The sequence below is a fragment of the Parablautia muri genome, assembly GCF_009917485.1.
In the GTDB taxonomy this organism is placed as follows: domain Bacteria; phylum Bacillota; class Clostridia; order Lachnospirales; family Lachnospiraceae; genus Suilimivivens; species Suilimivivens muri.
Genome location: NZ_QZDT01000077.1, coordinates 1 through 11,678, shown reverse-complemented (window position 1 = coordinate 11,678; position 11,678 = coordinate 1). Strand labels below are relative to the sequence as shown.

Genomic DNA, 11,678 nt, shown 5'->3' with positions numbered 1-11,678 from the left:
TTTATGGCAAAATGCTGTTATTCTGCTGATCACTAAAAAGTGTCAGGATTATATTTTCCTTTGCATAACATATTTAATGCTAATGTTAGCATTAAATATGAAGACAGCACACAGAATATTTAAGACGGGTGTGGAGTGTATGGAGGAAGAACCGATTGTAAGCAGGAATTTTGTAAAATACAAGGATAAGTTTTATGTGATAGGAGAGTCGCATTTAGTGTATCAGGGCAACAAAACGGAATCTGAGGATTTTCATATTTTGACGCTTGCGGCATTGGCAGAAGAATTGAAGTTTAGAGGGCTGCATGAAGCGAATGTAACATTGGCGGTAGGACTTCCGCTTGCGTGGATGAAAAATCAGGGGGCAGATTTTAAACATTATCTGTTGAAAGAACAGGAGCTGCACTTTGAGTTCCGAAAAGAGAGATATCATGTGCATTTGTGCAGTGTAGAGGTGTTTCCGCAGGGATTTGCCGCGATTGTGAATTTGGGTGCAATGACAGGGATAAATATGCTGGCAGATATTGGAAACGGAACCATGAACGTGATGCAGATTATTGATAACAAGCCATTGGAAAAGAGTCTTGTGACAGATAAATTTGGTGTGGGTATCTGCATGAAGGAGATACAGAAAGAGCTGTCAAAAGAAAATGGTGAAGATATACCCGAAATGCTGATTGAACCGCTTCTCTGGAATGGTATACAGGGAAGAACGGATGTTACGGCTGTAAAAGTGGAGCGTATAGCAAAACAGTATGCAGAAAATATTAGAAAGCGTTTGGTGGATTATGGTTATAAAGAAGGTTTGGTGCATTTATATGTGATTGGCGGAGGCGGATGTCTGCTTCGGAATTACACAGAGTTGGCAGATAAAGCGGAAGTTACTTTTATTACTGATATTTGTGCCAATGCAAAAGGATATGAGTACCTTGCAGCACAGAAGCAGCGCAGACAGTCATTGTAGAAATGAGGCTTTAGAATGAGAAAGACCTATAAATGCAGCAATATAAAATTCTGCATGGAAGATGAAAACCAGCGCAGGACTTGGGAATATTTGCAGAGTATTACACGAAAAGACGGTTCTTATGGGAAGGCGCTTTCTGATGCGTTTGTGGCGGTTCTTGATGGAAAAATAGGGGATAAAACCGATAAGGCGGTGAACGATTCTGCTATTTTACTGGAGTACGATAATGATATTCTTTGGAAGATGCTGGATAGGGCATTGGAACAAAAATTTCATGAAATCATTCAAGAGTTGCAGAAAGTTTTGACAGAGCAGATCCGTAACAGTTTCAGTGAATATGTTTCCGCAGTTCATTTTGATGCAGAAGAGCTGATAGAAAAGACTAATGCAGACGGAATGGAGCAGACGCAGGAGCCGGAATTGTCCGAGGATATGATGGCATTTGCATTTGCAATGGGCGAATAGGCGGTTTTTGCCGGAATGAGCAGTCTGCCAGATGGGTTTCATGGCAGACTATGCCGCTGTATCTGCGGCATCAGCCCCGCAGGGCGCCGTTACTTCTGATGCGTATGCGTCAGAAGTAATAAGGCTTACTTTTGACAAAAATAACAAAACCGTAGTTAGCAGATATACACAGAAAAGACAGGAAGGAGGCAGGGAATGGTGGGAAGAACCATATCTTTTCCAAAAGGCGATGGAAGTCTGGCGCATAACAACAGGGAATTTAAAGCCAACAATGTCTGCCCGGAAAGAACAGGCTGGAACAGAGCATATATCAGGGAATCCATAGCGGATGCTTATGAAAAGTGTTTCGGTGAAGCGGTCAGGGAATATAATGCAGGACAGAAGCGCAACGACAGAAAAATCAGTAATTATGTGAAAAAGATAGAAAATTCTGATAATGGGGAAAATGTATTTTATGAAAATATCGTACAGCTTGGCACAAAGTACGATACGGCTGTTGTGGATGAAAACGGAAATCTCACAGAAGCGGCAAAAGAGGCGGTTGATTTATTGGATGAGTATGCAAGAACTTTTCAGGAACGCAATCCCAATTTATATTTATTCAACTGTGTCCTGCATTTGGATGAGGCAACGCCGCATCTGCATATAGATTATATCCCTGTGGCGGACGGATATAAGAAAGGCATGAAAACGAGGAACAGCATTTCCAAGGTTCTTCAGCAGATGGGATTTCAAAAGGGTAAAGGCAGGTATGATAATGAGGTTATCGACTGGGAGGCAAGAGAGCGTAATTATTTAATGGATTTATGCCGAGAGCGTGGAATAGAGGTAGAAATCAAAGGAGATAAGCGCGATAATCTTACTCTGCCGGAGTACAAAGCGGTAATGAGGAAAGTAGAGTGCCTTGAGGCAGAGGCGGAAAAGCTGGATAAGCAGAATGAAACTTTGGAGCAGTGTAATGAAAGTTTGCAGAAGCGGGCATCTGACCTACATGGTCAGGTGCTGGAAATGGAAGTACATAACAATGAATTGTTTTTGCAGGCGCAGGAGCTTACGGAACAGATTGAGGAAGCAGAGGCAAAAGAAAAGGCGGCGCAGGAGGTCCTTGCCAAACATGATTTAAGGGCAGACACATTTCAATTGATTTCAAAGGAAGTGGCGGCGGAAACAAAAAATATGAAAAGCGCTGCCGTTCCGGTAGCCAATCTTTTCAGTAGCGAGGAATATGTAAAGGTGAAGAAAAGCGACTGGAATAAAATACTGGATGCTTTTAATAAGGCAGTATCAAGAAATCATCTTTTGGAAAAGTATGAGAAGAAGATATCAAATTTGGAGAAGAAGATAGCTGTGCTTACTGAGCAAGTCGAAAAATTAAAACGGTTTGTAGCATCAATGGGACTTGGAGAGGCGTTTGTGGAATTTGTAAGATCGCTTGCCCCAAAGACGATGAAACAAAAGCTGGAAGATGCAAAAGCGGATGCGACTGAACACAACCGTCAGAGAAAAAATCCGCAGGTATTGCCGGAAAAGAATAAGCGGTGGCAGCAGGAAATGTAGATTTTTATGCAAAGAGAGGAACAGACAATGAACATAACCTATGAAAAATGTGGAGATTATTTAATACCAAACTTAATTCCCGATTCGGAGCCAGAAGGAGAGTTAAGGAAATTTGGACTGATGCGGAAATCTTATTTGAAAAATTACAAGAGAGGTATTTATGCGGGTTTGTTGCTATCAGGCGAATTAAAGAAACACCTGCTTATAATACAGATTCGGGCAGAGGAAAGGTTTGATTTGCTGGTGGAGCAGATGGCAGAGAGGGAGGAAGTGACAGAGCAGTTAAAGGAACAGGATCAGATGCTTTGGGTGCAGAGAATGAATAGCATTAGGGCGAGAGCGGAGGAGATCGTGAGGGAAGAAATAATATGCATATTATAAGGATTGGAATGGGGCAGAGGATATCTGTCCCATTCCTCAATTAGGTACAATATATAAGAGAATCTAAATGACAATTTGGATATTTTGTAGTAAACTTAACTTGGAAGATTATGCATGATAGATTGTCTGGTTATTCACGACAAGAAAAACGATATGTGTACGATAATATATTTGTTGGTTAGATAGATTCAACAATTGAGGAGGAAGAATAGATGTTAGATAGAGGAGTAAAAGATCAAATAGTTGCTTGCCTTGAAAATGGGGAGGAAATTCCAGAGGAATATAAAACACTCTTATTTCCTATAAATAATAAAGAGTATGAATTAAACTATTTGGGAAAAATGAGGAAAGAAGATATTTTGTCAGATACTGATGAAGTAAATAGTATTCCTTTTCAATTGGAAAGAACAATAGGAGATGCGGTAGATGATGAGTGGAGAAATTTACTTATCTTTGGAGATAATTTACAAATTCTCAAATCTTTATATTTTAACCAAGATCCTTTAATTACAGATAAAGTAAAAGGAAAGGTTAAACTTGTTTATATAGATCCGCCATTTTCGTTAAAACAAGAATTTAAAGGGAAAAAAGGTGAAAAGGCTTATGCTGATAAGGTGAAAGGGGCTGAATTTGTAGAGTTTTTGAGAAGAAGATTAATTATTCTTAAAGAACTTTTAGCTGAGGATGGTTCTATTTTTATTCATTTAGATTATAGAAAGATTCATTACATCAAAGTTGTAATGGATGAAGTATTCGGTGAAACCAACTTTATAAATGAGATAACTTGAAAAAGAACGAGCGCTCATAATGACGCAGGAAAATTTGGAATAAATACAGAATATATATTGTTTTATGCTAAAAATGCTGAGAACTATATTTGGCATCAACAATATGCGGAATATTCAGAGAAACATTTGAAAAGATATCATCGTAAAGATAAAGATGGACGTCATTGGACGGATAGTCCATTAACTGCAAAGGGACTTTCAGGTGGAGGATATACATATACATATAAAGGAGTAGAAGGTCTTTGGAGATGTCCAGAATCTACGATGAAAGAATATGATGAAAAAGGCTTATTATACATAACTAAGACAGGTGGAATTCGAATTAAGAAGTATTTGGATGAACTAAAAGGAACTCCGTTACAGTGTTTATGGGATGATATTGATCCAGTTAATTCTCAGTCGAAAGAGAGGGTAAACTATCCAACTCAAAAACCAGAAGAACTAATCGAAAGAATAATTTTATCAGTAACAAATCCAGGGGATATTGTATTAGATTGCTTTGCAGGATCAGGTACTACATTGGTAACCGCTGAAAAACTAAACAGGAAATGGATTGGATGTGATATTGGTAAACTTTCAATATATACAATTCAGAAACGTTTATTAGAGATAAAAAAAAAGCAAGGCATATACGTCCTTAGAAAATATATCTGTGAATTCTTTGTATGGAAAGGTAGTTAAGCATTTTTCCGTGTTAACGGCCGGGTTGTATGATTTGTCTAAAGTATTTTCGATGGATGAGGGAAAATATAAAAAGTTTGTAATGTCTTTGTTTGATATTGAGGATATTGGACAGAAAGATATTCATGGAATTAGTATTGATGGTGAAAAAAGAGGATATTATGTAAAAGTTTATCCATATTGGGATGAAAAGTTTAGAAATGCTGATATAGATGAGGAGTATGTAGAAGAACTGCATAAGCATATTGGTAGTTCACTACAAGAGAGATTTTATATTGTAGCGCCAGCAACATGTGTAGCATTTATAAATGATTACTATGAAATAGATGGCATTAAATATTATTTTTTGAAAATTCCGTATCAAGTAATAAAAGAACTCCACTCCAATTCATTTAAAAAGCTTAAACAACCACAAAATGAGAAGGAAATCAATGATTTGGAAAATGCAATTGGTTTTCACTTTATTAGACAGCCCGAAGTTGAATCTTCAATAGTAAAAAAGAAAAATGAGTATTTTTTGAAGATAACAAAATTTTTATCTGATTATGACTATGATGAAAATGGAGAAATTCTAAAGAACTTTGAAAGCTTATCTATGGTATTAATAGACAATTGCAATAAAGAGGGAGATGTGTCTTTTAATATGTCTGAATACTATTTTGCGGAAGATTTAATAGATGAAAAAAAGAATAGCATAAAGGAAGATGAATCAGTAAGAACGATGCTTAAGAAATGTAAGCAGATTGTTGTTCCTATAAGTTCAAAGACTAATATGATTAAAGTTGTTTATATAGATATCTATGGAAATGAGTTTATGGAAACCAAAGTTTTAGAGGAGTAACAAATATGGAAGGCATTTTAAAAATAGAAGAATCAAATATTGTCCTTAAGGTTAAAACGAATTATGATCCAAGTAAATTAAATCTAAATGAATGGGATAAATATCTGGATTGTCTTTGTGGGAGTCGAGAATATCAAAAAGAAGCCATTAAAGTGGCTATAATATACATGGCGTCAGGTGAATATGAATCTATAAATCAGTTAGCCCAGGAGAATTATGCTACTAACACTGTGCTGCAACAAAAATATTCAAAAGAAATAAACTTAATTCATGCAATTCAATTACCTAATAAACTTTCTGGAGTAATTGATTTGGCAACAGGCAGCGGAAAAAGTTTTGTTTTATATGGCATAGCTCAAATACTGCTCGCAATAGGTTTGGTAAAAAGAGTGTTGCTTTTATGTCCATCTGTTACTATCGAAAGAGAATTAAGGAATAAATTCATTTTATTAGCGAGTAGAGTAGATTTAAAGGAATATATTCCATTGTGGTGTGTGATAAAGAATCCTAGAATAATTGATGCTAATGTCACAATTAAATCTGGAGATATTTGTATAGAAAATATCCATGCAGTATATGAGAATACAGGATCATCTATAAATGACAGTTTTAAAAATGGTGGAAGCGATACATTAGTATTAAATGATGAGATTCATCATGCTTACAATGTGTCATCTGACAAAGACATTAAGAAATGGAAACAGTTTTTGCTTGGGAAAAATAATTTTAAATATATTATAGGTACAACAGGAACAGCGTATATTGAAAATGAATATTTCACAGATGTTTTATATAGATATTCATTGAGAAAAGCAATAGATGATGGTGTTGTAAAAATGGTTGAGTATGTTGCAAAGGATGAAGGTTTAGACCAAAATGCTAAATTCCAAAAGATATATGATAATCACGAGGAATTTTGTAGAATGTATAGTGCTATGAAGCCAATAACTCTAATTGTTGGTAAAGATATAAAATCTGTGAGTAATTTATGCGAGGATTTTATAGAATTTCTTATGAGGAAGGAGAATATTAACAAAGAGGTTGCAGAAGGGAAAGCTATAGTTGTTACATCTGCTTCAAAACATAAAAAGAATCTTGCGCTATTAAGTAGGGTTGATGAGAAGGAAAGTAAAGTTCAATGGATTTTTTCTGTGTCAATGTTGACCGAAGGTTGGGACGTTAAGAATGTATTTCAGATTGTGCCGTGGGAGGATAGAGCTTTTAATTGCACAAGTTCTTGGAAGGGGATTAAGAATACCAGAGGGATTGAATGGTCAGCCTAAAGTTAGAGTTTATAATCATGCGAATTGGAGTAGGAATATTCAATCTTTGGTAGATGAAATTCTTGAGATGGAATTGACACTTACGAGTGATATTTCAAGTTCTGATGAAAGAAATAAATATAATTTTGTCATTCATTCCATTGACTATACTAAAGAGGAACGAACAACGAAGAAATCATCTACAAACACTCAAGAGATTTTTGACTTGACAAATGGAATGAAGTTAGTTTCTCAAGTGGAAGAAGAAATTCAAGAAACAGAATATGAAAATATTAGAGGAAGTATTGTATCGAAAGCTACAAAGGTTAGAAAGGAAACAATTACTGTAGATGAGGTTGTGAGAAAAATATCAGAGAGTTTTAAGGGAAGGGCATTGGAGGCTAAACTCATTTTTGAAAGCAGACAATATGAAAAAGAAAAACTTCCACCTATTTCTGAAATAAAAAACTTTATCGAAAAGTCTATGCAAGATTGTGGCATTCAGGGGAACGAATTAACAATTGAAAATGCTAATAAAATTTATGGTAAATTTTCGGGATTACTTCGTAGAAAACCAGCAACACCTGTTTTTAATAAAAAAGTAGATGATGTAATTGAAATTCAAACGTGCTCTATGAGAGCATTAACAGAGAGATATAGCCATATTAAACAGTATATTACTATGTTTTTTTCAAGCACATATGCTTCTGATATGGATGATGCTAAGAAGGAGAGATTAGAAAATATACGCGATGAAATTATGGGAAAACAGGTGAAAGAAGTAAATAAGTACAATTATAAAACGCCTGTAGATGTTGTATTTACTATGCAAGAACCTGAAAAGAAATTTGTATCTTATTTAGTGTCAGATGATGTGGCTCAAAAGATAGATGCATGGATAAAAGCTAGAGATATCGGATTTTATTCAATTGACTATCAGAAGAATAAGGGAGCTGTGTTTAAAGGTTTCAATCCTGACTTTTTTATTAAAATTGGAGAAAATATTTTAGTGGCAGAAACAAAATCTGATGGCGATATTTCGGAAGAAAATTGTGCTAAGTATCGAGCTGCGAAAAAACATTTTGAATTGCTTAATGCAGAGTTAGCAAAAGTAGGAATACAGGAGAAATATTATTTTAACTTTTTATGTCCATCTGATTATAGCGCATATTTTCAGTATATAAAGGATGGAAGAATTTTTACTTCAAATTTTCACGGTGTTTTGGAAGATGGTCTAGAGAAAGAAGATAATAAGTAAAAGTCATAAATAGGAGTTAATACACATGTGGTAATATAGAGTACAGAGGAAATACAAATTTAAGTAATTATAATAATGCAGGAGATATTATAATAGTTTTATACAAGGTGGTAAATTATGCTTTATTTTGAATATAGCAAATCCGAAAAAGATATTGAATATTATGAAATCTTAGAAATGCTCATGGAGCGTTGGGAATTTGAAATTGTTGAGTTTAAAGAAGCTAAAGGTGGGTATGATACAGATAAAATTGGAAGATATTTTTCTGCAATAAGTAATGAAGCAAACCTGCGTCAACAGCAATATGGATGGCTTGTTTTTGGAGTTGGAGAGCAGAACAAGACAAAACAGGTAGTAGGAACCTCATTTAAAAGGGGGGATAAAAGTCTGCTTGAGCGTTTCAAATATGAGATTTCCAGAGATACCGCCAATGGAATGACATTTTATGATATTATGGAAATATTTCCGATTGTGAATGGCAAAGAATACCGAGTGCTTATGTTCAAAATTCCTGCGGCAGCAACTGGCATTCCAACAGATTGGAAAACGAATTACTATGAACGGGCAGGAGAAAGTCTTGTTGCATTAAAACAGTATAAGATAGACGCGATTCGTTCACAGGAACGTAAGGACTGGTCAAAACAGGTATTAGAAAAGGCAACAATAGAGCACTTGGATAAGACGGCAATAGATTTGGCAAGAGAAAAATATAAAGAAAAAATGAATCAGGAGCACATTTCGGCAGAAGTGGATGCTATGAGTGATGAGCAGTTTCTTACAAAGATTAAGCTTATGATAGATGGCAAAATTACACAAGCAGGAATGCTTCTGTTGGGGAATTCGGATTTTGATTATATGTTTCAGACTGCGCCGAGCATTATGTGGAGGTTGTATGGCGCGGATGGAATGGATAAAGATTATGCAATTTTTAAGATTCCATTTATCAATGTAGTGGATAAAGTGTTTGCGAAAGTACGAAATCTGACTTACCGTTATATGCCTAATCAGTTGACGCTGTTTCCGATGGAAACAGAGCAATATAATAGCTGGCTAATTCGGGAGTTGCTTAACAACTGTATTGCGCATACGAATTATCAGTTAGGTGGAAGGATTTATGTGAATGAATTTGAGGACAAAATTAAATTTACGAATCCGGGGGACTTTATTCCACAGAAAATAGAGAACGTGTTGGAAGTAAGTTACAGTCCGCCATTTTATAGAAATAAACTTTTAGCAGATTCTATGATGGCATTTCATATGATTGATACCGCAACATTGGGAATCCGCCGAGCATATAATATTCAAAAGGCGAAGTATTTTCCACTGCCGGACTACAATGTATCTTCAGGGACACAGGTTGAAGTGACGGTATATGGTAAAACCTTGAATGATAATTATATGCACATATTGTATGATCATCAGGATTTAGATTTACAGACAGTGTTTTTGCTTGATAGGGTCCAAAAAGGCTTGTCGATAGAAAAAGAGGATGTAGACAGACTGCGGGCATTGAAACTGGTAGAAGGCAGGATAACAAGTTTATATTTATCGGCATCAGCGGCTAAGAGCATTGATGAGAGTACAAACTATATTAAAAATAAGGGGTTTGATGATAAGTATTATAAGGATTTAATTGTTGAATATCTGAAACAGTATAAAAAAGCCAAAAAGAAGGATATTCGGGAATTGTTATGGGATAAGCTGCCAAATGTGTTGAGTGATGCCCAAAAAGAAAATAAAATCCGAAATATGCTTACAGCGCTGAGAAAACAAGGCATTATTGATACTGACTCAGAAAACCAGCAAAAATCTAATTGGATATTAAAGTGAGATCTTGTTTTAAAATTGTAAATTAAACAAGGTTTATCCAAGATTTAAACAAGAATTATTCAAGGTGGCGATTTATATAGAAATAGAATGGTCAGAATCAATTGGTTATGAGATATGAGACTTTGGCTGATGAATGAGAAGTTGAGTTTATTTTCAATGGAATTAGATCGTTTTGGGACTTACTTTCAGAGCTTGGACTAAATTGGACTTGTTTTGGACTAAAGTTGAGCTAAATCTTGGACTAAGTTAATGTATTATTCCTTGCAATAAGTCAAAGAATAGTTGGTTAAATATTTTGTAATAAAGGTGTAATTTAAACAAGGTTTATCCAAGATTTAAACAAGAATTATCCAAGATGAGTAGCTTATGCTAAAACGATCAAGTCGGAATCAGCAATTGATAAGGTCAAAATTGTGTTTGTCTACGGAAGTTTTGAGCATATAGGGGTAAATGATATTATATAGAATGTTGCTGATGGATAATATAAAAAGGATGAAGGTGTATTTGTATGGTTTTAACAGATGAGGAAGCGGAACAATTTTATGATCTATGGATAGCTCTATTGGATTTTGTAAATCAAAAATATAAGCTGATAAAGGAACTTTATGGGATGACATCGCCTAAAGGTTTGCCGCTAAAATCAGTAGCGTTTATATCTTCTAAATTATGGGAAGATAAAGATATAATTGATGAATTTGTGCTGTCAGGCTTTAAAAAGATGGATGAAGAAGAAATAGCTATTGTCAGTAGCTGGAAGAGAGCAATACATGGGAAATTTATAGTGGACAGACATTTAAGAAAAGGATCTGTGTTGATTTCTGTTGATAACAATGAGGTATATGTTGTGAAAGGAATTTACTCTTCGTGGAAAGAAATACTGGGAGGTTATCCCATGCCGCAGATTGTGGAAGCTACATTGATGCCATTCAGGGATGTTATTATTCATGACGGAATCGTTGCCCCGTATGGCGTGTGTTTGGGCAGAAATATGTCCGAACAGTCCAAACAGACCTATTTGGCAGCAAAATCAAATGGTAATCTACACTATGACTTATGAATGGACAATTGCATATCAGGAAATAAAAAGATTAAAAGTGGAGGGAGAACAGCATGGATAAAACAGATGCAAAGATAGCAATGGAAGAACTGACAATGATGTTGATTTATCTGTCGCATTTTACGGAACAGGACAGATTTGCAAATAAAGATGATAAGTATGCGTGGAAAGGTTATAATTTTGATGTGCTTAACAAACTTGATGAGAAAGATTACATAAGGCAGGGCTCACATCGAGCAAAATCCATGTATATCACCAAAGAGGGCGAGGTAAAAGCAAAAGAGCTTTTAGAAAAATATAACGTAGCAGACTGGTAAAACATAATCAATAGAAATGCATCATATCGTTATGTTGAAGTTAATGATGCTGATAGCAATTCGCCAGCCAACGGCTGGCGATATAGATTGGAGTGAATTTCTCTGAAATTATACACATCATATCCAAGCTCGTGCTTCTAAAATGCTTCTAAAATTTCTGATTCTCAAAAAAATCAGCCGATTTTAGGAGCAATATCAGATAAAAAGTAAGCGTCAAATAAGAACGTGTAGTGAAATATATGGCGTTCTCCTGTAAACTTGGGGTTAGAGTTTTTAG

Annotated in this window: 10 protein-coding genes and 1 pseudogene; all 11 read left to right on the top strand. The window is 35.4% G+C overall.

The window, feature by feature from the left end; genetic code table 11:
- The coding region (locus D5281_RS22615) for a ParM/StbA family protein (RefSeq protein WP_277935558.1) at positions 1–964 on the top strand (964 nt) is incomplete at its 5' end.
- Between the two features lie 15 nt (positions 965–979).
- A complete protein-coding gene (locus tag D5281_RS22610; RefSeq protein WP_160562200.1) occupies positions 980–1,429 on the top strand; it encodes a hypothetical protein in 450 nt (149 codons plus the stop codon).
- 195 nt (positions 1,430–1,624) lie between these two features.
- A complete protein-coding gene (locus tag D5281_RS22605) occupies positions 1,625–2,986 on the top strand; it encodes a plasmid recombination protein (protein ID WP_160562199.1) in 1,362 nt (453 codons plus the stop codon).
- 6 nt (positions 2,987–2,992) lie between these two features.
- Positions 2,993–3,367: a TnpV protein gene (locus tag D5281_RS22600; protein WP_160562198.1), complete on the top strand. Its 375-nt coding sequence runs from the start codon at positions 2,993–2,995 to the stop codon at positions 3,365–3,367.
- A 212-nt stretch (positions 3,368–3,579) separates the two neighbouring features.
- Positions 3,580–4,836: pseudogene (locus D5281_RS26190) on the top strand (site-specific DNA-methyltransferase).
- A 52-nt stretch (positions 4,837–4,888) separates the two neighbouring features.
- Positions 4,889–5,677 carry a hypothetical protein gene (locus D5281_RS26185; RefSeq protein WP_277935557.1) on the top strand — a complete coding sequence of 263 codons (789 nt, stop codon included), beginning with the start codon at positions 4,889–4,891 and terminating at the stop codon, positions 5,675–5,677.
- Between the two features lie 5 nt (positions 5,678–5,682).
- A complete protein-coding gene (locus tag D5281_RS22590) occupies positions 5,683–6,960 on the top strand; it encodes a DEAD/DEAH box helicase (RefSeq protein ID WP_160562197.1) in 1,278 nt (425 codons plus the stop codon).
- Complete coding sequence (locus tag D5281_RS22585) at positions 6,863–8,197, top strand: hypothetical protein (protein ID WP_160562196.1); 1,335 nt, start codon at positions 6,863–6,865, stop codon at positions 8,195–8,197. The genes D5281_RS22590 and D5281_RS22585 overlap by 98 nt, the downstream gene beginning before the upstream one ends.
- A 117-nt stretch (positions 8,198–8,314) precedes the next feature.
- The gene (locus D5281_RS22580; RefSeq protein ID WP_160562195.1) at positions 8,315–10,027 is read left to right on the top strand and encodes an ATP-binding protein; all 1,713 of its coding nucleotides are present in this window, start codon (positions 8,315–8,317) and stop codon (positions 10,025–10,027) included.
- Between the two features lie 508 nt (positions 10,028–10,535).
- Complete coding sequence (locus tag D5281_RS22575) at positions 10,536–11,084, top strand: hypothetical protein (protein ID WP_160562194.1); 549 nt, start codon at positions 10,536–10,538, stop codon at positions 11,082–11,084.
- 53 nt (positions 11,085–11,137) lie between these two features.
- On the top strand, positions 11,138–11,401 hold the full coding sequence (locus D5281_RS22570; RefSeq protein ID WP_160562193.1) for a DUF6429 family protein: 264 nt from the start codon (positions 11,138–11,140) through the stop codon (positions 11,399–11,401).
- Positions 11,402–11,678: the final 277 nt, after the last annotated feature.

Bases quoted from the DNA above. Each gene is read 5' to 3' on its own strand.
- D5281_RS22575 (WP_160562194.1), top strand. From the start codon at position 10,536: ATGGTTTTAACAGATGAGGAAGCGGAACAATTTTATGATCTATGGATA.
- D5281_RS22585 (WP_160562196.1), top strand. From the start codon at position 6,863: ATGTATTTCAGATTGTGCCGTGGGAGGATAGAGCTTTTAATTGCACAA.
- D5281_RS22570 (WP_160562193.1), top strand. From the start codon at position 11,138: ATGGATAAAACAGATGCAAAGATAGCAATGGAAGAACTGACAATGATG.
- D5281_RS22605 (WP_160562199.1), top strand. From the start codon at position 1,625: ATGGTGGGAAGAACCATATCTTTTCCAAAAGGCGATGGAAGTCTGGCG.
- D5281_RS22610 (WP_160562200.1), top strand. From the start codon at position 980: ATGAGAAAGACCTATAAATGCAGCAATATAAAATTCTGCATGGAAGAT.
- D5281_RS22600 (WP_160562198.1), top strand. From the start codon at position 2,993: ATGCAAAGAGAGGAACAGACAATGAACATAACCTATGAAAAATGTGGA.
- D5281_RS22580 (WP_160562195.1), top strand. From the start codon at position 8,315: ATGCTTTATTTTGAATATAGCAAATCCGAAAAAGATATTGAATATTAT.
- D5281_RS22590 (WP_160562197.1), top strand. From the start codon at position 5,683: ATGGAAGGCATTTTAAAAATAGAAGAATCAAATATTGTCCTTAAGGTT.
- D5281_RS26185 (WP_277935557.1), top strand. From the start codon at position 4,889: ATGGATGAGGGAAAATATAAAAAGTTTGTAATGTCTTTGTTTGATATT.